Source organism: Microseira wollei NIES-4236 (genome assembly GCF_020521235.1).
In the GTDB taxonomy this organism is placed as follows: domain Bacteria; phylum Cyanobacteriota; class Cyanobacteriia; order Cyanobacteriales; family Aerosakkonemataceae; genus Microseira; species Microseira wollei.
In genome coordinates, this window is the sequence record NZ_BLAY01000165.1 from 1 (window position 1) to 23026 (window position 23026).

Below are 23026 nucleotides of genomic sequence, written 5' to 3' on the forward strand. Positions count from 1 at the left end.
AATTGGAAATATTCCCCAAACAAACCGGGTTTATCTGAAAAATCGTCTGGCATTTTGTTGGGACACGGCATCCGAAATATTCTGGAAAAATGCAAATTTGATGATTGCCGTGTCCCCAGGCAGAAACCCGGTTGATAAAATTGGAAATATTCCCCAAACAAACCGGGTTTATCTGAAAAATCGTCTGGCATTTTGTTGGGACACGGCATCCGAAATATTCTGGAAAAATGCAAATTTGATGATTGCCGTGTCCCCAGGCAGAAACCAGGTTGATAAAATTGGAAATATTCCCCAAACAAACCGGGTTTATCTGAAAAATCGTCTGGCATTTTGTTGGCACACGGCATCCGAAATATTCTGGAAAAATGAAAATTTGATGATTGCCGTGTCCCTAGGCAGAAACCCGGTTTCGAGGAGCGGGTTTTAGATGAAATATCTGCAAAACGCTAACATTGTCTGTAAAACCTGCTCCTACCACGCTATATCCTCGGCAGGTAGGCGTAAATAACCAGAACAGCGAGAAACCCGGTTTCTGAGGACACCCATCTGGCCTTTAACCCGTGCCTACTTGCTCTGTTGTATTACCTTCGCAAAGCTGGAGCAGCATATACCTGGATGGAGCAATCATACCAATGAATGCATTATCTTTCCCTTTAAAACCAAAAACTATTCATCCCTCCACGCAATCAATTTCTAAGCGATTGATTGATATTGTCGGTAGTTTAGTCGGATTGCTCATCCTAGCTTTGCTCTTCATTCCAATTGCCATTGCTATAAAATTAGATAGTCCAGGTTCTATTTTATACAACCAAAAGCGCTACGGGCTTTATGGAAAACCTTTCAATATTTGGAAATTCCGCTCGATGGTAAAAAATGCAGATTCCCTCAAAGCTATAATTCCTAACGAAGCGAAGGGGCTGATTTTTAAGAACCAAAAAGACCCTCGCGTGACGAGGATAGGTCGATTTCTGCGTCAAACGAGTTTGGATGAATTTCCCCAATTTTGGAATGTATTGCTAGGAGAAATGAGTTTAGTGGGCACTCGTCCCCCCACCGCTGATGAAGTAATTCAATACAACGATTATCACTGGCAGCGGTTAAACGTTAAACCCGGTTTAACAGGAGAATGGCAGGTCAATGGTCGGTCGGCGGTGCAAGATTTTGAAGCGGTAGTTGCGCTTGATTTACAATATCAACGACGGTGGAGTATTTGGTATGATTGTGCAATCATTGCCAAAACAATCTACGTTGTCCTGACTCGAATGGGTGCTTGCTAAAGTGTTTTTATACCAAATTATTCGTGAAAGTCAAAAAACCCGGTTTCTGAGCATCTGACAATTTTAACTACTCAAGTGCGATCGCTATGCATCTCAAAGTACGATTGGATCGGGGAAAGACTAGCGAAGCTGGCACCGCTGGCAAAGGGAACGGGAAACCATCGTGGCACAGGTTGTTCTAGAAAACGTATACAAAAGCTATTCCCCTCGTAAAGGGGAACGTGCAGTCATTCCAGTACAAGCAGAACCCCTCCTCCCACAAGGGGATGAAATAGCTGACCCATCTGACAAATCTTCCCCCTCATCTGGAAGTACCAACGTTTTACGCCGCATCAATCTGACTATCCACGATGGCGAATTTATGGTACTTGTAGGGCCATCTGGTTGCGGTAAAAGTACCCTACTGCGCTTAATTGCTGGGTTAGAAGAATTAACGGGCGGTAATATTTGGGTGGGCGAAGCTCTTGTCAATGACCTACCCCCCAAGGAACGCGATATCGCAATGGTGTTCCAAAACTACGCTCTCTATCCCCACATGACAGTTTATGACAACATCGCCTTTGGACTGCGGCGCACGAGTAGGGGAGCTCAAGAGCAGCGTAGCACAGGCGTCTCGCCTGTGGGAGCAGAGGAGCAGGGGAGCAGGGGAGTAGAGGGGAAAGTTTCTGAGTTGGCAGAAAATATTTTGGTGGGAATGACGCGAAGTCTCCCCAAAGGTCTGCGCTACATATCTGACCGAGAAAAAGCGATCCAAGAACGAGTGCGCGCTGTTGCACAATTATTGCAAATAGACTCGCTGTTACACCGCCTCCCCAAACAGCTATCTGGCGGACAAAAGCAGCGGGTAGCTTTGGGACGCGCGATCGCTCGCAATCCCCAAGTATTCTTAATGGATGAACCACTTTCTAATTTAGATGCCAAACTCCGCGCCGAAACCCGCGCCCAAATTGTAAAATTACAGCGTCAATTGGGTATCACAACCATCTACGTTACCCACGACCAAACCGAAGCGATGACAATGGGCGATCGCATCGCTGTGATCAATCAAGGTCAAATTCAGCAAATTGCTCATCCTTTGGAATTATATAACCGCCCTGGGAACCAATTTGTCGCCCAATTCATTGGTTCGCCCCCAATGAACTTTATCACCGTGCAGTTTCAAGCACCGCTTTTAATTACCCATCCCCTATTCCGCCTCACTTTACCCGATATTTGGGAACGAACGCTCAAAAAGTACGATGGGCGATCGCTAACCTTGGGTATCCGCCCCGAACACCTCAGCCTCAGCTTACCCGCCCTGAAAAATTTACCAGTTTTGGTAGAACTGGTGGAAGCGCTTGGTAACGAAACTTATCTATCCGTCCGCTTGGGAGATACCCCCCTACAAGTCCGCATTCCCCATGATCGCTTGGCGCGGATTGGCGAGCAACTTATGCTAGCGATCGCACCCGAAAAAATCCACCTATTTGACCCCGAAACTGGCAGCGCCATTTTTGCCAAATAGACTGGGACTGATAACTTTAGCCAAACCCTCCAATCATAAAATTTTCTCATCTTTCAACCAGATGGCGCCCCGGTAATTTTTCCACAACTCTCTCCGCGTCCCCCCGTCTTCCCCTCTCCCCGTCTCTTCATCCGCCGCTTTCTTTACATTTATTTACATAGGCGGCGGCAAACTGGCGCCTATCTCAAAACAGATAGTTGCACTTTTGCCAAGTTTCAGTTACAGTAATTTACAGACAGTTACAAATCTTCACTAAACGGAGTTCGGACAATGCAAGGTCAAAATCCCAACGAAGCAAAGTTTGGTTTTACTCCCCAAGCCGAAAATTTGAACGGGCGTCTTGCCATGATCGGTTTTGCTGCTGCCCTGATTATCGAACTCGTTAGCGGTCAAGGCGTGCTGCACTTCTGGGGTTTGATGTAATCTGCCCGTTTTAACAACCTCTGGCAACCTCAAATTAATGGGAGTTCGCTCAAGAACTCCCAATTTTTTGGTTATCAGGTGCAGCAGAAACCCGGTTTTTTGGCAAAACCGGGTTTCTCAAACTAAAAAACCCCGATAACTTGGGAAATCGGGGTCTAAATCTGGTAAAATCTAAATTCTTAGCGGATATATTCCTTAAGAATGCTATTGCGATTGGGATGTCGCAGCTTGCGAAGTGCTTTAGCTTCGATTTGGCGGATGCGTTCGCGGGTGACGTTGAAGATTTGACCGATTTCTTCTAAGGTTTTCATTCGACCGTCATCCAATCCGTAACGCAGTCGCAGTACGTCGCGTTCGCGAGGACTCAGGGTATCGAGGACGCTTTCTAAATCTTCTCTCAGCAGATTCTTAGAGACTTGATCTTCAGGCGTTTCCCCATCGGACTCAATAAAATCGCCCAATCGGGAGTCTTCCTCTTTACCGATAGGCGTTTCTAAAGAAATAGGCAGCTGAGCGGATTTAGCAATGAATCGCAGCTTCTCGATCGTCATTTCCATGCGAGTGGCGATTTCTTCTTCAGTTGGTTTGCGTCCCATTTCTTGGGAGAGCAACTTGGTAGTTTTCTTGATGCGGGAAATCGTTTCGTACAGGTGAACGGGTAGGCGAATCGTGCGAGACTGGTCTGCGATCGCTCGCGTAATTGCCTGCCGAATCCACCAAGTTGCGTAGGTGGAAAACTTATAGCCTTTTTCGTGGTCGAATTTTTCCGCCGCCCGAATCAACCCCAGACTACCTTCTTGAATCAGGTCTTGGAAAGACAATCCCCGATTCATGTACTTCTTAGCAATTGAAACGACCAAGCGCAGGTTGGATTGAACCATTTTATCCTTCGCCCGCCGACCCAGATGGAGGCGATGACGAAACGCGGGCAAGGCCATATTGACAGCTTGGGCCCATTCACTATCCTTTGGTTCTCGCTCCAAATGCTCGAACAATCGTTCTCGGATTCGCTCTAATTCCAGTAAATCGGCTATTTTGCGTGCTAGTTCAATTTCTTCATCTGCCCGCAACAGTCGAATCCGACCAATTTCCTGCAAGTAGAGGCGAATCGAGTCCTCGGTATAGTGCTTTTTCTTAGCTTGCGTTCGACGACGGGTAGAACGACCCTTACCAGGCTTCTCGTCGTCTTCCTCAGCTGAAACCTCTAAAAACTCATCTTGTTCTACCTCTTCTTCGATTAAAAAATCAAAGTCGGCTTCAGGTTGAACAAGGGTTTCGAGTACGTTGTTAGCCTGGTTCATGCCGCGTTCCTCATGCTCCTTTTGGGTTAACAAATCAACAACAACTAGATAGGGTGATTCCTTGCTTTTCCAACGACTTAGCTAGTCCGATCGCTGACAAGCATTTAACACTTTAGCAATTATTGACTAACTAGGGTAAATACACCTCGCTTCCAATTGTCAAAGTTAAATCTGATGGAAGCTAGGTTTTGCAAAGACTTTCCGATTGTAGCCTTTCTGACAAAAATTGCACGCTGGCAACTTCATTTTTCCATGCAGTTTTTTCTTGCTGTCTATCCGAACTTTGAATGTCACGTAAAGTTGGGTTTAGCTTGAACTAGCTTGGGCATCTAAATGCCAAAGCTTGGGTTCAGTAAAGCTGCTGGAGCGTTGAACCGGCGTTTTCTTGGCATGTTTTTTGATACTTTTGCATTACCCTCCCATTGCTGGGGGTCTGTTGGACAGTAACGGGTCAGTTTTTGCCGGAAGAGTTGCGACTAAGGCGGAAACAATTTCTGCACCCATATTTAGCTGATTTCCTTGATTCAATTGATTGCTATTGTTTTGAGCCTACCGTCAAAGCTGATTCAGTTTGCTAGCCGATGACTCCCCGCTCTTGAGGAGCGAGCGCACCTCATAGAACCTATAAGCCCCGTCAGCCCCTGTTTTCTATACATGGGGCTTGCCGAGGGGCAGAGTAATTTATTCCCCTGCCCACTCCTGGCTTAAATTCCGTTGCCGGAAAACACCCTTTCGGGGTAAAGTTTGCCTCGACTTTGTTTAGATCCGGTACTTTCCCAACGACACTCGTTTATTCTCCTTAAGCCTGTTTAATCGTGAGGTTCTAGGGCAAGGGACGGGCAAGCATCCCAAGGTAGGAACTTAAACTCTTAATCTAAACCCAGGTTTTATCCTGATAGTCTGGTCAGGTGGAGTATCCTGCAATCCCCCGGATTTTATCCCTGGGGGAAAGCTCTCAACTAGAGAACCCTGACAGCTAGCTGACTTTAGCTCGAAGTTAGCTCCAATCCCAGCGATCTAACCCTATTTTTAGGTTAAGCTAATAGGTTTATGCCTGGATTGTCTTGACAAATAGCTGAACTCCTGTATGCCATTTTAATGAACCCTTGCGTCAGATGACAGCTATCAGCTTTGATAAATTAACATTTCTAATCGGTATTGCGAGTGAATAATCAGTTTTAGGTTATGGGTGATGGGTGATGGGCGAGCGGCACAATCGGCTTTGCCGCTTGACCTGTGACCTATAGACCCATCACGGTTGACCTAATAAGTTTGTTGCCAAAGTTGCTCTACTGTAACAAATCTTTGGCCTTGATGTAACAAATTCTTGAGAATTTGGTCGGTTGTTTGCGCCACATCTTGCCCACCGCAAACTCCATCGTGCAATACGATCAGCGAACCGTTCTGAACTTGGCGCAGAATCCGACTTAATACCACCTCAACGCCAGGACGCACCCAGTCTTCAGGGACAACGCTCCACATAACGGGGCGATAGTTCCACTGGTGCAACCATTTTAGGGTTTGGGGTGTAAAAAGACCATTTGGGGGTCGGACATCGCGCATAGATTCTCGGACATATTGTAAATCCAGGTTGCAGGCGCGAGCGATCGCGGCTTGGGTTTGTTCTAAACTTTGCTTCAGTTCTGCCTGGGTGAGAGTGGGAAAATTGCGATGATCCCAACCGTGCAACCCAATCTGGTGACCCCGAGCGTACACGGCTAATGCGACATCTGGGGCGCGACTGACGCAAGCACCCAACCAAAAAAAACTGGCTTTAACCCCGTAGCGGTCTAATACTTCCAACAGTTGGGGAGTATATTCCGGGTGGGGACCATCATCAAACGTGAGCGCCACTTGTGGTTGTGTGTCAGTTCCGCACCAAAGGCAGGTATTAAAAGTCGGTTTGAGAATTCGGTACAAAATTGGATAAAGCGGAGCCAGTTGCATGGAATTTTAGATTTTAGATTTTAGATTTTAGATTTGGCAAATTCATGCTCCTAATCTGGCTGTGGGGAATTTAGCCACAGTCAACGTTGACAGCAGACCGTTTAACGGTATTTGGCATCGATAAAGAAGGATTGCCTGCGCTGAGCTGTTTGACGCCTTCTAAAGCCTGCAAGCCAGCGATCAGGGCATCTTTGACGACGGGTTCCGACTCCCGTTCGAGCATCAGACGAAAGTAATCCGCGAGACTTCGCTCTTTAGCCAGATCAAACTTACCCTTAGTTGCCAACCGCACTAGCCGCCTCACCGCAATCAGGCGCTTGAGGGGTTTTGCATCGGTCAAATCTGCCACCAGTGCATCAAACTGCGTTTCCTCTTGACTCAGTTTACCGGCGATCAGTTGCCAAATTAGTAGAACCAAGGTGAAGAGCGTTGTCACTCCTTGCAGCAGCACGCCGACAGCAATCCAAAAACTCTGGCTGTCAGAGCCAATCTCGACAGCCAGGTAAGTACTTAAACTAGCCAAACCGCCGCTCGCGACTGCTATCGTTAACTGGCGGTTTGGGTCACAGAGGAATTGGCGCAGGTTTAACCAATACAATTGCCAATCCCACTCTTGTAGACGATAGACGAATATCATTGCTAGCACGCCTACCCCCATCACAAGCCACAGCTTCCAGAGCCAAAATAACAACAGCGTCGCCATCGTCAAACCCAACAGCCAAATTCCCAGTTTGCCAAAACTTTGGCTCGACAACGATTTGAGGGATCTACTTTTGAATTTTGGTAGCGACTCGCTGGGAGTGCTGTTAATAATTTCCTGCCACCAAAACGAAGCTTGTGCCACGTTATAGTACCACCAACCCGTATATCTACGTTAATACAATAGCTTAGAACTCGAAGCTTAAATCATCTACGGTGAACTGACCATCAAACGCGCAGAAGGTAATCCGGTAGATGTTGGGCGCTTCTAGCAGCAGTTGCTTGTTAGGAGGAATGGGGGAATCAGTTCCAGCTAGATTGGGTTCGGCAATCTCGACAGTAGCCAGTTGCTGGTTATCGCTGTTATAAGCAGATACAACCAGTCGCTGCGAACTGGTGACAAATGCTTTGACCGAGCGAACCCAATGGGGAAAAGTTGCTTCCAGCCAACCATTTTTGGGCGCAGCCATCAACACTGTAGTACCCGAGTGAGGCGGAAAAGCTGGGTTAGAAGGACGGATGGCGATGCAATTGCGGAACGTCACTCCCCAGGGTTGAAACTGCCGATCTACGACTTCAAAACACTTTAGCTCTTCAAAACTCAACTGGACGCGGGTCGGACTGACAAGCAGATTGGATGGAATGGTTGCTTGATTTCGGCAAGGAAAAGCAACAAAGTCTGCTACGTTCATTCGATCATCCATCCTTCTGTGCTTGGGTGCTGCTAAAGTCACGATGCCATACCGATTACCACCAATCTGCTCGAGCATACGACGTTATTTATACATTACTCTAAAAAGCGAATTAAGTGTTACCCATTTAATTACAACGCAAAAAAACACTACAAAAAGCTAAAGATCGCCAAACTTTTCGGCGATGGCATTGCTTGACTTTAAGGTTACTTGAGTATAAATTAGCTTACTTCACATAGAGTAACACGAAAAAACCCGGTGAGGGGTCTTACCCCTCACCCAGCTAATAGTGGCGAAAATGCAAGGCACGCGGTCGTTGTATCCTGAGATGGGGGCGCTAAGAAAGAGAAAAAATTACTGGAATCTTTAAAAAAACCGACTTTCATTAATATCTGCTTTAAGGAGAGCGCTTGTGGTGATTCTGGGAATCCGTTAGATCGATCTACAGGGTTCGCGTCTCGCTCTGCGGCTGAAAAAATCAACCCAAGGCCAGAAGACAGCAGCAAAAACTATCATGGATGCTAAAAATAGCGTTCGGGTTTGTCCATGTTTACTCCGCCCGGTTTTGAACAGAGATCTGTAAAGACGTCCCTGGGAGAAATGGTGTATTATACTGCCGCCAGCGCGCCTTGGGTGAGTGAGGATGCAGCAGCGAGGGAACAAGAGCGAGAAACCCTGGTGTTCCTGCATGGTTTTGGTGGCGGTTCTTCTGCTTACGAGTGGTCTAAGGTGTATCCGGCTTTTGCGGCAGATTACCGAATTGTGGCACCGGATTTGATTGGATGGGGCAGATCGAACCATCCAGCGCGGAATTATCGGATTGAGGATTATCTGACGACGATTACCGAGTTGATCTCCCAGACTTGTAGCGGGGGTGTCACAGCGATCGCATCTTCCCTCACAGCGGCGTTTACCATCCGCTTCGCGATCGCGCACCCGGATTTATCATCTGGGGGGTTTGGGGGGCTATAAGACCCGCGCTGTACCTGAAAGGTCAGCTTCGGGATACATGTACCCCCCAAGCTTGTCTCATGCCCTCGATGGGGATGAGACAAGCATTTACTAGCGTGCATCGGTATAGTAAACACGCTAGAATAAACGGTATGCTGACGCTAAACTATCGCTACCGAATCTATCCCGATGCCACTCAGGAGCAGATACTTCTTGAGTGGATGGATATTTGCCGCAATGCATATAACTATGCGTTGCGAGAGATCAAAGACTGGTGCGATAGTCGCAAGTGTCCCATTGATAGATGCTCTGGTGAAAAAGAGTACATTCTTTCTCCTGAACTGAAGTTTCCGGGTGAAGTCTATCAGCTTAACAACCTGCCGAGAGCCAAGAAGGAATTCCCCAAATTGGGCGAAGTTCCGTCTCAGGTCCTCCAGCAAGCAATAAAACAATTGCACTTGAGCTGGAAGTATTTTCAGGAGAGAGGATTTGGCTTTCCCCGTTTCAAAAAGTACGGGCAATTCAAATCGCTGCTGTTTCCTCAGTTCCAGGAAAGTCCAGTAACGAATTTGCATATTAAACTGCCCAAAATTGGAGCAATCCTCATTAACTTGCACCGACCCATTCCTATGGGATTCGTGGTTAAGCAGGTGCGAATCTTGAGGAAAGCCGATAAATGGTACGCATCTATCTGTATTCAATGCGATGTCAGCGTTCCAGAGCCAATGCCTCACGGTCATGCCATAGGCGTAGACGTAGGACTGGAGAAGTTTTTGGCAACCAGTGACGGAGTCCTCGTAAAGCCGCCCAAGTTTTTTAAGCAGATGCAAAGTAGGCTGAAAGTGCTGCAACGCAGATTGAGTAGAAAACAGAAGCGGTCTAAAAACTACGAGAAACAACGGCTCAAGGTGCAAGGGATGCATCACGCGATTGACAACACCAGGAAGGACTTTCACTACAAACAAGCCCATGCGCTTTGCGACGCTGCAGATATGGTCTTCATGGAAGAGTTGGACTATCGAACCAGTGCTAAGGGGATGTTTGGTAAACAGATGCTCGATGCTGCGTTTGGACAATTCCGTTCCATCGTCAAGTATGTTTGCTCGAAACGTGGCAAGTTCTTTGCTGAAGTTGACGCTAGGGGGACTTCTCAAGAGTGTCCCGAATGTGGTGGTGGAGTCAAAAAAGACCTGAGTGTTAGAATCCATGAGTGTCCTCATTGTGGATACAAAACAGACCGAGATGTAGCAGCCGGTCAAAATATCAGAAATCGAGGCGTCAAACTCATTAGTACCGTTGGACAGACGGGAAGGGAAACTGCCTGTGCAGACGATCTACCGGGGGTTGAGGTAACTCAATCTAGGCAAGTGTCGAAACCCCGTAAGGGAAAAACCAGGAAATCTCAAAAGTGATTTTGGGAAGCCTGCGGCATAATCTTTGATTTGCCGCAGGAGGATGTCACGCCAATACCTTATTTGCCCAACTAGCAGGCGTCCCCATCCTCGACCGACTATTCTATACTGCGGGAGTCGCCAACAAAAATGGCATTCGCAGCTTCTTAGAACAACGTCAATTTGCCAATCCTCACCGCGTGTACGAGGAAATCGTTGACGCCTACCTGGAATCTGCTCTGCAAAAAAATGCGGAATACGCAGCGCTGTCGTTTGTGCGGGGCGACTTGTCGTTCGATTTGTCTTTGTACGTTCCCCAGCTAACAGTTCCAACGGGGATTATTTGGGGCAGAAAATCCCAATTTACCAGCCCAGAAGTAGGACAGCGTTTAGCTAACCTCAATCCACAGGCTATCAAGTTTTTTGAACGCTTAGAAGATGTAGGATTGACGCCGCAGTTAGAACTACCTGCGGTGACGATTGGTTTAATTCGGAAATTTTTGCAGCGGCTGGGTTAGTAGGTAATATTTTTTACCCACTACCCACTAACGCAAGTTGCTAGTGATAAACAAGGGCGTTGCTAATTGCTAATTGCTAATTGCTAATATAGGATTTTTACCAATCTCGCCATTAGCCATTAGCCATTAGCCGCTCCAAGAGAGATAACTAGCAACTTGATTTACTAGCTCAATCAGCTTTTAATCCGAAGGTCGATGGCGCTGGCGTTGAAGTTATATTCCAAACCTTCCAGTTCTACGGGGGTACCGACTTTGATTTTACTGTTGCCGAGAACGGGGCCATTTTCGGTGATGCGGGCATTTCCGGCTAAAGTAATCAGCAGATCGGTGCTAAAAATGTCTTTTCTCGGATCGGGAAGCGCTTTGACAGTACCATCGGGTTGGGGAACGAGTACGGATCTGGGCAGTTCTCTGACCGATTTAATTTCAACTTGTCCGTAGGGTTGATTGCGGATAATAATATTCGTTTTCTTTCTGGTCTGGAATTCCTTAATTAGCTCTTGGGGATTGCGGATGCTCAAACCTCTTACAACTACGTCTACCTCAATCGGTTTTGTGGGGACGCCGACTTGAGCGATGGAACCCGAAGTACCTGGAAAGAAAAAGATCCCCACCACAACGAGGAGAATTACCAACGCAGCACCCAAGTCGAGGATGCTCATTTTGCCGAGAATGCGGCCTTTAGAATCCAAAATTTTCATAAAAACTTGTCCGGTTCATCCAGGTTGAGAAAGTTTCTTCAGCTTTAAACAGCTACAAGAGTTAGTTTTCTTGTGAAGAAACACATAATGCGTGCATTTCTGCATCTCCATTGCTGGGTTAACTTTGCTTTGACAATGCTCTGGTGGCATGGGATAGGAATCGGTGTTTCGCCTTCAGAAACTAGGCAATGTTCCGTTCTTCACCGCCCAGGAGTAGCGAATCCTATTAAGGTGTTGACCAGTCGAGCGTAGGCAATTAAGCCTTAGTCTGGCGTAGCGGGGGAATCTAGAAAATTCCGATTCCCTCGGATTTACTTTGTTTCTTCGCTACTCAGGCTACCATGACTTAGTGGGAGAGGGAGAGAGACTATAGAACTTTCTATGGCAATCATAAAATTGCAACCTAAAGCAATCCAAGTGCGTCTAGCTTGAGAGAAAGGTAAAAATTGGTTTTACCGATTACCCTTGGTTGGCGGCGGTATCTGTTGCCGTACTATTTTTCCTCACATCATACGCTGCTATGTTGAACCCGTTGTCTTTTGTTTCCCGCTGGCTGGGTCGCCGTTGGTTTTACCCATTGCTGTCTTTTGCGGTAGCTTTATCCCTGGTGGTGGTGACGCCCCATTCTACCCAAGCGCAGATTCCTTGGCGGGATCTGATTCGTCAGGGGATTCAAGTTATCCAATTGTCTAATATGTCGCCACAGCAGGAAGTCCAGCTGGGGCAGCAAATGAACGATCGCATGGCGGGGCGTCAGTTTCGGCTTTACCGCAATTCCCAGATTACCAGTTATGTGGATGAAATTGGTCAGCGCTTGGCAGCTGTGAGCGAGCGCCCCAATCTTCCCTTTACTTTTCAGGTGGTGCGCGATGACAATGTCAATGCCTTCGCTACGACGGGCGGATTTGTCTACGTTACCACTGGTTTGCTGAGGACGGCTGACAACGAGGCGCAGCTGGCGAGCGTTTTAGCCCATGAAATCGGTCACATCACCCGCCGCCACTTGCTGCAACAAATGCGTCAGAGTGCGATCGCCCAAGGTATTGTTACCGCAGCTGGATTAGACCGCAGTACGGCGGTGAATCTGGGGGTAGATTTGGCGCTCAACCGTCCCCGCAGCCGCAAAGACGAATTTGAAGCGGATCAAACGGGACTGCGGACGTTAGCACAGGCAGGCTACCCTCAATCGGCGATGGTGGGATTTATGGAAAAATTACTTGATAGACCGTCCCCGCCGACGGTTTTAAGTACCCATCCAGCTACGCGCGATCGCATCGCCGCCATCGAACGCGCTCTCGATCCGGCTAGAGCAAATGTGGGTGATGGTTTGGACGAGACTGCTTATAAGACCCAAATTCAACCGCTGCTGAGTGCTAATCCACGTTAGTGACGGCACAATATTTATACTCAAACCCCTGCCAATAGGTAGGGGTTTGATTGTTTTTTTCTAACTTTGAGCCAGCATTAACTACTTCTATTGGCTGGTGGCGATCGCTGTTGGATCGATTGTACTAGAAGTATAGAACAAAAAAATCAATCAGAGTCAGCAGTACAAATTCTTTAGCTATTGACTGGCTTGACTTTTTAGCTGGTACAAGGAGCGATTTGATTATGGCTTTTTTCGAGAATCTTGAGCTAGCTTTTGCCGACGACGATACCAGAGAAAGCTACACAAAATTCAAACGACAGTATCCTTGGGCGACTTATGATGACTGGTGGAATGCTCAAGCGGCTGCTATTTCGGGCAATCAAGAATGGCACCCGGCTAACGACCCCAAATTTATGGAGCGCGGTTCTCGCTTTAGAGGGGGTAGCGGTTATTCAGATGCAAGCGATCGCAAAAGCGGCTCTAGCCAAACTGAAATCAGAACGCGCCGTCGAGTATAAGGCATTACCGAACCCAGCGACAAAGTCAGGAGTCGTGAGTGAAAAATCAAACTCTTTCCCGATCAAAGAAAGGAGCGAATTGATTACGGCCTTTTGCCAGCGTTTTGAGTAGGAAACATCAATAAGTCAGGACTTACGCAAAGAAACCCGGTTTCTTTTTCCGAGAAACTGGGTTTCTTTGTCAAGGGATGTAACTAGCAACTTAGGTTAAATAACTCAAGTTGCTAGTTATCTCTCTGGGAGCGGCTAATGGCTAATGGCTAATGGCGAAATTGGTAAAAATCCAAGATTAGCAATTAGCAATTAGCCAGCTTGCAATTAGCAATTAGCAATTAGCAACGCCCTTGTTTATAACTAGCAACTTGCGTTAAATAGATGATGGGTCATGGGTTATGGATGAAGAAGCGATCGCTTTGGTCCCACATTCCGCACCCTCAACTGTCACATTGAATAGAATGAGAATCAAACTATTTGAAGGGGGAAAGGTGAGCAGCGCTCACCTTTCCCCCTTCAGATTAATTATTATTATAAATCAGGAAATAAGCGAGGGATTCCATTAGTAAAAATCTGGGAATAATTAACGTTATTAAGCTCCCAAAATCGGTTCGACATGACAACAATGCTGGGTTATGTTCCCCAGGGTTTATTTGTCCTGCTGTAAAACCGACTTGGTGGCCTAATAGTTCGCTGTACTCATTTGCTCCTAAAGTAAATGAGATTAGTAGATTCAGGCTGCTGCCTGGTAACCCGCGCTCGCCAAAGCAACAGGAAATTGCATTTAATCCAGAGTCGTTTCCCGTAAATCCTAATCCAGGTGGGACCAGGGATTTGTTGAAACGGTTAATTCTATGTTCAATTACTCAAGGTGGGATTGTTGGATTGATCGCTTCTGATTTTGGAATTATTGCTTCTAACGGATTAAACAGCCTCAATCGTTTCAAGGTAATATATCATTAGCGCTCGTTTCGCGAGGCCATCAATACTTGGATTTTTTTGTTATAATTTGTTAATGGTAGAACTGATAAAAATTAGTTTGGATTTGGCAGAGGCGAAAAAAATAGAGGCAATAAAATGGAAACAACGGAATATAACCCTATTGATTCGAGTTACACTCCAGCTTTTGATATTGTCACGATCGCAGCATCGGCGGATGGACTTAAAGCTTTAACAGAAATCTTGTCTGCCCTACCGTCTAACTTTCCCGTACCTATTGTAATCGTGAAACATATATCACCCAAGTATCCCAGCTTTTTGGCTGAGATCCTCAATCGCCAAACGTCGCTAACAGTAAAACCCGCGGAGGATGGAGAAAAATTATACCCTTCTGTAGTTTATGTTGCGCCACCAGACTATCACTTGCTAGTTAAACCAAACGGTATGATTTCCCTATCCCAGTCGCCAAAAGTCCGTTTTGTCCGCCCATCTGCGGATGTACTGTTTGAGTCAGTGGCTGAAAGTTACAAAGAGCGCGCGATCGCTATAGTATTAACAGGCGGTGATAGTGACGGTTCAAAGGGGGTAGAAGCGATTAAAAAAATGGGAGGGATAGCGATCGCCCAAGATAAAGCAACATCAACAGTGTTTGGAATGCCCGCCGCTGCGATCGCGACGGGGTGTGTAGATTTCGTATTACCGTTACAGGAAATAGCAGGAGCGATCGCCAATTTAGTAATCACAGGAGGGATGTCTTGACAAATGCTCCCGTAGATCCAAGTTTTGAAGCGTTGCTAGAGTACCTCAAACAAATTCGCGGCTTTGATTTTACAGGCTATAAACGCCCCAGCCTCAAGCGTTTAACTACCAAGCGGATGCAACGAGTCGGCGTTAACTCGTTTAGCGATTATTTAGACTATGTACAGGTATATCCCAATGAAGTCAATCACTTATTCGATACCCTATTACTCAACGTCACGACTTTTTTTCGAGATGCACCAGCTTGGGAAGTAATCCAAAATGATATTATCCCGCGCATTATCGCCGTCAAGCAAAACAAAGAGCCGATTCGGGCCTGGAGTGCTGGGTGCGCCTCTGGGGAAGAAGCTTACACTATTGCAATCCTATTGGCGGAAGTCTTAGGGCCAGAAGCGTTTCGAGAGCGGGTAAAAATTTATGCCACGGATTTAGATGATGAAGCACTTGCTCAAGGTCGTCTAGCCATTTATTCAGCCAAAGCATTACAAAACGTACCCGAAGAACTGCAAAACAAATACTTTGAAAGCGCCGGAACTAACTACATCTTCCGCCCAGACTTGCGGCGCTGCGTGATTTTTGGTCGCCACGACTTGACCCACGATGCGCCAATTTCCCGCCTAGATTTGCTCGTGTGCCGCAATACATTAATGTATTTTAATTCGGAAACGCAAGCGCGGATTTTGGCACGTTTTCACTTTGCCCTCAACGATACTGGTTATCTGTTTGTAGGTAAAGCAGAGATGTTGCTGACTCATGCTAACTTATTCAATCCGGGGAACTTGAAGCATCGCATCTTTACCAAAATACCGAGAATCAGCTTGCGCGATCGCTTGTTAATTATGGCAGAAGCTGGTAACACCGAAGCCAGCAATAATCTAATAGGAAATATGCGTTTACGGGACGAAGCAATTGAATCTCTACCAGTTGCCCAAATTGTTGTAGATATTCAAGGCAACTTAGCGCTAGCAAATCGCGAAGCGAGGATTCTGTTTAATCTAAATAGCCAAGATATAGGTCGTCCCATACAGGAGCTAGAAATTTCTTACCGTCCGGCTGAATTGCGATCGCCCATCCAACAAGCATACACCGAACGCCGCGCGATCGCGGTTCTCAACGTGGAATACCCCCAGGGAGAGGAAAATATTTTACACCTAGAAATTCAGGTAATTCCCCTGATCGATACTAATGCCGATGCCCAAGGTGTCAGCATTATTTTCAACGACGTGACGCGCTATCATTTATTACAGGGAGAACTTCAGCGCAGCTCCCAAGAACTGGAAACAGCTTACGAAGAACTCCAATCTACCAACGAAGAACTAGAAACCACCAACGAAGAACTCCAATCTACCAACGAAGAATTAGAAACCACCAACGAAGAACTCCAATCTACCAACGAAGAACTGGAGACAATGAACGAAGAAATCCAGTCATCTAACGAAGAACTGCAAACAACAAACGAAGAACTGCGCCAGCGGACTGAAGAACTAAACCGCGTTACTGTATTCATGGAAGCAATTCTTACCAGCTTGCGGATTGGTATGGTGGTTTTAGATAATAGGCTCAGCATCCAACTTTGGAACGGTAGGGCAGAGGAATTATGGGGATTGCGCGGCGAAGAAGCAATTGGACATTTCTTTTTTGATTTGGATATTGGTTTACCAGTGCAACAGTTGCGGGAATTCATCCGCACCTGCCAAACTCGGAATCGCGACGAACACGAAATTGTATTAAATGCCGTTAACCGTCGCGGCAAAGCAATTCGTTGTCGCCTTATTTGCACCCCATTGATTGTGATAAATCAGCAGCAAGGCGTCATCCTTTTGATGGATGAGCGGCAGGATGAAATTAGGGAAAATGGCTAATGGCTAATGGCTAATGGCTAATGGCTAATGGCTAATGGGTAAAAAACCAATCACCAATTAGCAATTAGCAATTAGCAATTAGCCATTACCAATTAGCAATTAGCCATTAGCAATTAGCCATTATGTCTCAAGAACAACAACAGCACGCCAAGGAAGCACAGGAACACGCCCAGGAATCCCACAAGCACGGCAAAATGGTTGAAGAAATGGGACAGTTCCTTCAACAGCACGCAGAATCAATCGAGGATGAAAAACGCGGTAAGTTAATCGAAGCGCGAGGGAAGTCAATCCAGGCACATGCAAAAGCATCCCTAGCGCACGGGAAAGTAGCAGAGGAGTATGGCAAGTCATCCCACCTGTCAATCGAGTCAACAGAAGAACAGATCAAAGCAACAGAAGAACAGGTGAAAGCAGCAGCAGAACACGTGCAAGCAACTAAGGAGCAACTGCAAAAATCCAAGGAAATTTTAGCCAAATCAAAACAGCATCTTGCTCAACTCAATATACACCCGGACTAATAAATGCGGCTGGCTAATCGCTAATGGCTAATGGTTTATTTAAACCCGCCCCCTCTCTCAATTAGCAATTAGCAATTAGCCATTAGCAATTAGCAATTAGCCATTAGCCATTAGCCATTAGCAACGCCCAAGTTTATAACTCTCCAATCCATATCAGCCACCGCTAATTTTGGCTTTATAGCCTAACTCAGTTAAAATTTGAATTAACTTTTGCTTGTGTTCGCCTTGAATTTCAATCGTATTTTCTTTAACCGTACCACCAGCACCGCATTGGGTTTTAAGTTGTTTCAGCAACGCTTCTAAAGTTTCTGGTTTATGCTGAAAACCGCTTATTACCGTCACGGTTTTGCCCTTGCGACCTTTACTCGATGCTTGTACTCTCAGATTTTGCTGCTGTGGAGGCAATTCGGGAACGCCTCTTTCTAAAGCAGCCGAGTTGTCGGCATTGCCGAATTCCGAGTAAATGACGCGGTTTTCCCCTGGGGTTTTGGCGTCGGAGGACTTGCGCTTAGAAGAAGCCATAACAACTAGAAGCCATAACAACGATGAATGGGTCGATAGGATATGTTATCACGATAGAGCGAACGCCTCCCTCCCGCTCTTCCTTTCGAGGGAGCGAAAACGGCTCTATCTACCGATAGTACTATTTATTTTAAACCAATAATCCTACTAAAGATAGTAGAATTTTTAATTTTAATAAATCTAAACTATTGTTCAGTTAGAATTTAACAGGACAAGATCGTGGATAACCAAAAAATTGAAAATAAACCCGAAGTTGGTGTAAATAACTCAGAACCTCAGTACGACCCCCATATTATTCCGGCTGAAACCGCAGCGCGCATGGATCGGGAACAGGAAACATTTCGCACCATCCCTTCAAAAGAAAGAGATGAAGAAGCAGCAACCGACGATCAAACCAATGATGAAAGTATCGATACAACCGGCGGTTATACGGTAGATAAAGAAGGTTTGATCGATAACTTTGCCATCGAACCGGAAATGTATTACGAAGTACCCGGAGACGCAAGGGCAAAAGAAGAAGCGGAAAAAACCGAGCGCGTCAGCGAACTCAGAAATTTGCGCGACGATGAAGAAGGTAAGCTGACAATGACAGAAGACAAGCGCCCCAAAGGTCAGGGAATCATTTAGGAATTTTAGATTTGAGATTTTAGATGGCAGATTTGGTTTTGGGTAATAGAGAAACCACTACAAATCTGAAATCTGAAATCTGAAATCAAATCTGGGTTGAGAATGGGTTCTGAGTGTGTGAGGAGTACTAACGCAAGTTGCTAGTTATAAACTTTGGCGTTGCAAGCTTGCAAGCTTGCAAGCTTGCTAATCTAGGATTTTTACCAATCTCGCCATTAGCCATTAGCCATTAGCCTCTCCCAGAGAGATAACTAGCAACTTGAGTTACTAGATGAGTAAAACTATAATTATCAACCAGATAATTTTAAATGATGGTGCCGTACTCTGCTGGCTAACGCACCCTACGACTAAAATATAAAATCAGAAATCTGCAATCTGAAATCTGGCTATGGATGTTACTATATAAAATGCCTTTCAACAATTGCAACAAAAGCTTGTGACCACGACTCCTCTGCCTTCGGGTTCCCAAATCAGTGTAAACGCAAAAGAACAACGACCAGACGCTTTGGGACGGTTTGGACGCTTCGGGGGTAAGTACGTACCCGAAACGCTCATGCCAGCGTTGAGCGAACTGGAGGCGGCTTTTGAGCAGTACTGCAATGACCAGGCGTTTCAAGCAGAATTGCAATATCTGCTGGGGGACTATGTGGGACGCCCGACGCCTTTGTACTTCGCCGAACGGTTAACGGCACACTATACCCGCCCCGATGGCACCGGGCCGCAAATTTATCTGAAACGGGAAGATCTCAACCACACGGGGGCGCATAAGATTAATAACGCCTTGGGACAGGTTTTGCTGGCGAAACGGATGGGAAAACAGCGGATTATCGCCGAAACGGGTGCAGGTCAGCACGGCGTGGCGACGGCTACGGTGTGCGCCCGGTTTGGGTTAAACTGCGTTATCTACATGGGCGTTCACGATATGGAACGCCAAGCTTTAAACGTGTTTCGGATGCGCTTGATGGGGGCGGAAGTTCGACCCGTCGCAGCTGGGACGGGTACGCTCAAAGATGCGACTTCAGAAGCAATTCGGGATTGGGTGACGAATGTAGAAACGACTCACTATATTTTAGGGTCGGTGGCGGGTCCCCATCCTTATCCGATGATTGTGCGCGATTTTCAAGCAATTATTGGCAAGGAAACTCGCGCCCAAGCACAAGAAAAATGGGGCGGTTTACCGGATATTCTATTAGCTTGCGTCGGCGGCGGCTCGAATGCAATGGGATTGTTTCACGAATTTGTTAACGAACCTTCGGTGCGTTTAATTGGCATAGAAGCAGCAGGTGAAGGTGTCGATACGGGTAAACATGCTGCAACCCTGACTAAAGGACGAGTCGGCGTTTTGCATGGGGCGATGAGCTATTTGTTGCAAGATGAAGAAGGTCAGGTAATAGAACCCCATTCTATTAGTGCTGGGCTTGACTATCCTGGGGTAGGGCCAGAACATAGTTATCTTAAGGATATCGGGCGAGCTGAATATTACAGCATTACGGATAAAGAAGCTTTAGCCGCTTTGGAGCGTCTTTCCCGATTGGAAGGAATTATACCGGCATTGGAAACGGCGCACGCGATCGCATACCTAGAAACTCTCTGTCCCCAACTCGAAGGTAGTCCTCGCATCGTGATTAATTGTTCTGGACGCGGCGATAAAGACGTGCAAACTGTTGCTAAATTCTTTAACCAACAATCGTAGCCCAGGGGCAGAGGCGAAAATTTTCTTTTCTGTGAGATGAAACATTCCACCAGTCCCATCACCCGCCAGGAAATCACCCGCCAGGAAATTACCCGCCAGGGAATCGCCCGCCAGGGAATCGCCCGCCAGGGAATCGCCCGCCAGGGAATTACCCGCCAGGGAATTACCCGCCAGGGAATCGCCCGCCAGGGAATCGCCCGCCAGGGAATTACCCGCCAGGGAATTACCCGCCAGGGAATTACCCGCCAGGGAATCACCCGCCAGGGAATTACCCGCCAGGGAATTACCCGCCAGGGAATTACCCGCCAGGGAATAAATTCCCTGGCTAATAGCGAAAGTCCTCTAAAGAGGACTGAATTTATCCACTCAGTCCACTTTAGTGGACTTCGGCTATTAGCCCGGAAATTTATTTCCGGGGGGGTGGGGTTTTTCCCTGGCAAATTTATTTCCGGGGGGGTGGGGTTTTTCCCTGGCAAATTTATTTCCGGGGGGGTGGGGTTGTTGCCGGGCAAATTTATTTCCGGGGGGGTGGGGTTGTTTCCTTTTTACTTTCTACTTTTAACTTTCACCAGCGGATGCGATTCTGTTGTCAGTGGGGCGAAAGATATTTTAGTGACAAGGGAAACACCCGTTGCTTCCATTCCACGTCCAAAAAATACCAATAAAACTGTTAATAGAAGTCGCTATGCTGCCTTGGAAGCAGAGATCCACGCAAAAATAAACCAGTATCGCCAGTCGCAAAATTTACCGCCTTTGACCCTCGATGCGCGGATCAGCGAACAGGCGAGGATACACAGTCAGGCAATGGCAAGCGGGAAAGCAACATTTAGCCACGATGGATTTGAAAAGCGAGTCGATGCGATCGCAAAATCAATTCCGTACCGCAGTGCAGGGGAAAACTTAGCTTATAACCAAGGATATCGCGCTCCGGTAGATCAAGCCGTTGAAGGTTGGTTAAACAGTCCCGGTCACTACAAAAATATCGTAGGGGATTTCGATTTAACAGGGGTGGGCGTCGTCAAAACTCCCCAAGGTCGGTACTATTTCACCCAAATATTTATCCGCCGTGCAAAATATGGAATCTTCTGACAATTTTCAAGTATGCGATCGCGACATTCCCGATGAGGTATTATCCGGGTATCTGCAAGCAGATGCGCTCGCGGTAGATACGGAAACAATGGGACTGCTACCGATGCGGGATCGCTTGTGTCTCGTCCAACTATGCGATCCGCAAGGACAAGTAACAGCAATTCGCATCGCCAAAGGACAAACCGAAGCCCCAAATTTAAAACAATTAATGGCAGCAACTTCGGTGGAAAAAGTATTTCACTTCGCCCGATTTGATGTGGCGATGTTACGCCATCATTTGGGGATTCAAGTTGCGCCAATATTTTGTACAAAAATAGCGAGTAAATTAGCCAGAACCTATACCCCACGCCACGGTTTAAAAGAAGTCGTACAAGAGTTAGAAAAAGTAGAACTGGATAAATCTGCTCAAAGTTCCGATTGGGGAAATCCAGTTAACCTTTCAGACGAACAACTCCGCTATGCTGCCAACGATGTTCGCTATTTAATAAGCGTGCAAAAAAAGCTTATTGAAATGTTAAAACGCGAAGAAAGATGGGAACTCGCCCAGCAGTGTTTTCAATGTTTGCCAGTAATAGTTTCCCTAGACTTACTGCAATATAAAGATATTTTTGAACATTAATGAGAATTGCAGATTGCAGATTTAAATTAAATCTGCAATCTGCAATCTTAAATCTGCAATTTTTCCTTGAGTATCAATCATTACAGAAAATAGTAGAAGACCCCGTTCTAAAATACAGTGGCGGTAACAACAGTATCCACTGGATAACCGAATGCTTTCCAAGCTGGAAGACCACCTTTGAGTTCAGATACGTTGAGATATCCAGCTAGGCGCAGCTTAGTTGCTGCTGCGGCTGAATCTTCGTCGGTATGGCCGTAAACGTAAATATCCCTCATCAGTTCCAGACTTGACAAGGCACGTTCAACTAATTCGTTCATCGGCATGGGAATCGCGCCGGTAATGTGACTGATGTTGAAATCTGTGCGATCGCGTACATCAATAATAGTCAGTGCCGGATCTCCCCAGTCGAGTCGCATTTTCAAGTCATAAACAAGCGATCGCGCCTTCAAAGGTGGAGGCGTGGGAATTAAACTAAGCAATCCTTTCATTAGTCTTTTTAACCTTGGATGGGGTTAAGCGCAATCTAACAAGTAATTTCAAAAATTGCAAATTTTTATTGATAAAACCTTGACATAAGAGGCAAGCTGTGAATCAAAGTACGGCTGCAATTGGCGAAATATAGCGGATTTCATTCGGATGAGGTACACCTTGGTTTGTGTAGCGGCACCCTTAAGGGTGCCGCTACACAAACCAAGCGAAAACGCTGTACCTCACGCGGCTGCAAGCCGCTGTAAAGTAGAGTGCAACCCCAAAAAGATTGCCCCCAGTGGCAATCCCGCTATCTATTGGCGACGCATAGTTGCAATAGCAAGCCGTGTCATCACCCGTTTTAAAGGGTTTTGTAGGGGCACGGCTGACACTAACTTTGAGCTTGTACCCAAAGGTTGTATGATGCCGCAGGTTTTGTAGGGGCACGGCTGACACTAACTTTGAGCTTGTACCCAAAGGTTGTATAATGCCGCAGGTTTTGTAGGGGCACGGCTGACACTAACTTTGAGCTTGTACCCAAAGGTTGTATGATGCCGCAGGTTTTGTAGGGGCACGGCTGACACTAACTTTGAGCTTGTACCCAAAGGTTGTATGATGCCGCAGGTTTTGTAGGGGCACGGCTGA

General features: G+C 46.6%; 23 protein-coding genes and 2 pseudogenes. 16 read left to right on the forward strand and 9 right to left on the reverse strand.

The genetic code is table 11. From position 1 onward, the window contains the following. From MiSe_RS37235 to MiSe_RS37250, 4 genes are all read left to right on the forward strand, one after another. On the forward strand, nt 1-427 hold a 427-nt coding region (locus tag MiSe_RS37235), incomplete at its 5' end, for a hypothetical protein (protein ID WP_226589988.1). Nucleotides 428-632: 205 nt separating this feature from the next. Further along, nucleotides 633-1277: a sugar transferase gene (locus tag MiSe_RS37240; RefSeq protein ID WP_226589991.1), complete on the forward strand. Its 645-nt coding sequence runs from the start codon at nt 633-635 to the stop codon at nt 1275-1277. A 163-nt stretch (nt 1278-1440) separates the two neighbouring features. Beyond that, a complete protein-coding gene (locus tag MiSe_RS37245; protein ID WP_307731615.1) occupies nt 1441-2781 on the forward strand; it encodes an ABC transporter ATP-binding protein in 1341 nt (446 codons plus the stop codon). A gap of 270 nt (nt 2782-3051) precedes the next feature. After that, nucleotides 3052-3204 (forward strand): CAB/ELIP/HLIP family chlorophyll-binding protein, encoded by a 153-nt coding sequence (locus tag MiSe_RS37250; RefSeq protein ID WP_226589993.1) that lies wholly within the window; start codon nt 3052-3054, stop codon nt 3202-3204. A gap of 179 nt (nt 3205-3383) precedes the next feature. Here MiSe_RS37250 and rpoD read toward each other — a convergent pair whose 3' ends face one another. The 4 genes from rpoD to MiSe_RS37270 form a co-directional block, all read right to left on the reverse strand. Further along, nucleotides 3384-4505: an RNA polymerase sigma factor RpoD gene (gene rpoD / locus MiSe_RS37255; protein WP_226589996.1), complete on the reverse strand. Its 1122-nt coding sequence runs from the start codon at nt 4503-4505 to the stop codon at nt 3384-3386. 1263 nt (nt 4506-5768) lie between these two features. Then, nucleotides 5769-6452 carry a polysaccharide deacetylase family protein gene (locus MiSe_RS37260; protein ID WP_226589999.1) on the reverse strand — a complete coding sequence of 228 codons (684 nt, stop codon included), beginning with the start codon at nt 6450-6452 and terminating at the stop codon, nt 5769-5771. A 70-nt stretch (nt 6453-6522) separates the two neighbouring features. Next, complete coding sequence (locus MiSe_RS37265) at nt 6523-7296, reverse strand: hypothetical protein (RefSeq protein WP_226590001.1); 774 nt, start codon at nt 7294-7296, stop codon at nt 6523-6525. Between the two features lie 43 nt (nt 7297-7339). Further along, entirely contained in the window at nt 7340-7921 is a 582-nt protein-coding gene (locus tag MiSe_RS37270) for a hypothetical protein (protein ID WP_226590004.1), read from the reverse strand. 468 nt (nt 7922-8389) lie between these two features. On the opposite strand from MiSe_RS37270, the pseudogene MiSe_RS37275 reads away from it, so the two are divergent. The 3 genes and pseudogenes from MiSe_RS37275 to MiSe_RS37285 form a co-directional block, all read left to right on the forward strand. Continuing rightward, nucleotides 8390-8788: pseudogene (locus MiSe_RS37275) on the forward strand (alpha/beta fold hydrolase); the annotation flags it as partial. 158 nt (nt 8789-8946) lie between these two features. Further along, a complete protein-coding gene (locus tag MiSe_RS37280) occupies nt 8947-10206 on the forward strand; it encodes an RNA-guided endonuclease InsQ/TnpB family protein (RefSeq protein ID WP_226590007.1) in 1260 nt (419 codons plus the stop codon). Nucleotides 10207-10262: 56 nt separating this feature from the next. Continuing rightward, nucleotides 10263-10703 (forward strand): annotated as a pseudogene (locus MiSe_RS37285) (alpha/beta fold hydrolase); the annotation flags it as partial. Between the two features lie 173 nt (nt 10704-10876). On the opposite strand, the gene MiSe_RS37290 reads toward MiSe_RS37285, so the two are convergent. After that, on the reverse strand, nt 10877-11404 hold the full coding sequence (locus tag MiSe_RS37290; protein WP_226590009.1) for a DUF4330 domain-containing protein: 528 nt from the start codon (nt 11402-11404) through the stop codon (nt 10877-10879). Between the two features lie 520 nt (nt 11405-11924). On the opposite strand from MiSe_RS37290, the gene MiSe_RS37295 reads away from it, so the two are divergent. The 5 genes from MiSe_RS37295 to MiSe_RS37315 all read left to right on the forward strand — a co-directional run bounded on the left by MiSe_RS37295 (nt 11925) and on the right by MiSe_RS37315 (nt 17363). Continuing rightward, complete coding sequence (locus MiSe_RS37295; RefSeq protein ID WP_226590012.1) at nt 11925-12791, forward strand: M48 family metallopeptidase; 867 nt, start codon at nt 11925-11927, stop codon at nt 12789-12791. A 224-nt stretch (nt 12792-13015) separates the two neighbouring features. Further along, nucleotides 13016-13291 carry a hypothetical protein gene (locus MiSe_RS37300; RefSeq protein WP_226590015.1) on the forward strand — a complete coding sequence of 92 codons (276 nt, stop codon included), beginning with the start codon at nt 13016-13018 and terminating at the stop codon, nt 13289-13291. Between the two features lie 1071 nt (nt 13292-14362). Next, the gene (locus MiSe_RS37305; RefSeq protein ID WP_226590018.1) at nt 14363-14983 is read left to right on the forward strand and encodes a chemotaxis protein CheB; all 621 of its coding nucleotides are present in this window, start codon (nt 14363-14365) and stop codon (nt 14981-14983) included. Then, a complete protein-coding gene (locus MiSe_RS37310; protein ID WP_226590021.1) occupies nt 14980-16845 on the forward strand; it encodes a CheR family methyltransferase in 1866 nt (621 codons plus the stop codon). Before MiSe_RS37305 ends, MiSe_RS37310 begins: the two co-directional genes overlap by 4 nt. Before the next feature lie 122 nt (nt 16846-16967). Continuing rightward, nucleotides 16968-17363: a hypothetical protein gene (locus MiSe_RS37315; protein ID WP_226590024.1), complete on the forward strand. Its 396-nt coding sequence runs from the start codon at nt 16968-16970 to the stop codon at nt 17361-17363. Between the two features lie 153 nt (nt 17364-17516). On the opposite strand, the gene MiSe_RS37320 is transcribed toward MiSe_RS37315, so the two are convergent. Beyond that, nucleotides 17517-17885 carry a translation initiation factor gene (locus MiSe_RS37320; RefSeq protein WP_226590026.1) on the reverse strand — a complete coding sequence of 123 codons (369 nt, stop codon included), beginning with the start codon at nt 17883-17885 and terminating at the stop codon, nt 17517-17519. 219 nt (nt 17886-18104) lie between these two features. Here MiSe_RS37320 and MiSe_RS37325 point away from each other — a divergent pair, with 219 nt between their 5' ends. The 4 genes from MiSe_RS37325 (at nt 18105) to MiSe_RS37340 (ending at nt 21913) form a co-directional block, all read left to right on the forward strand. Next, nucleotides 18105-18512, forward strand: coding sequence for a hypothetical protein (locus tag MiSe_RS37325; RefSeq protein WP_226590029.1), 408 nt, complete (start codon nt 18105-18107; stop codon nt 18510-18512). A 436-nt stretch (nt 18513-18948) separates the two neighbouring features. After that, entirely contained in the window at nt 18949-20205 is a 1257-nt protein-coding gene (trpB, locus tag MiSe_RS37330; protein ID WP_226590031.1) for a tryptophan synthase subunit beta, read from the forward strand. A 36-nt stretch (nt 20206-20241) separates the two neighbouring features. Beyond that, nucleotides 20242-21294, forward strand: a complete 1053-nt coding sequence (locus MiSe_RS37335; RefSeq protein WP_226590034.1) for a CAP domain-containing protein — start codon at nt 20242-20244, stop codon at nt 21292-21294. Then, nucleotides 21281-21913 (forward strand): ribonuclease D, encoded by a 633-nt coding sequence (locus MiSe_RS37340; protein ID WP_226590037.1) that lies wholly within the window; start codon nt 21281-21283, stop codon nt 21911-21913. Before MiSe_RS37335 ends, MiSe_RS37340 begins: the two co-directional genes overlap by 14 nt. 107 nt (nt 21914-22020) lie before the next feature. Here MiSe_RS37340 and MiSe_RS37345 read toward each other — a convergent pair whose 3' ends face one another. The 3 genes from MiSe_RS37345 to MiSe_RS37355 all read right to left on the reverse strand — a co-directional run. Next, on the reverse strand, nt 22021-22401 hold the full coding sequence (locus MiSe_RS37345) for a rhodanese-like domain-containing protein (RefSeq protein WP_226590038.1): 381 nt from the start codon (nt 22399-22401) through the stop codon (nt 22021-22023). 193 nt (nt 22402-22594) lie between these two features. Beyond that, nucleotides 22595-22828, reverse strand: a complete 234-nt coding sequence (locus MiSe_RS37350) for a hypothetical protein (RefSeq protein ID WP_226590041.1) — start codon at nt 22826-22828, stop codon at nt 22595-22597. An 8-nt stretch (nt 22829-22836) separates the two neighbouring features. Continuing rightward, nucleotides 22837-23026, reverse strand: a 190-nt coding sequence (locus MiSe_RS37355) for a hypothetical protein (RefSeq protein WP_226590044.1), incomplete at its 5' end; no start/stop codon positions are given.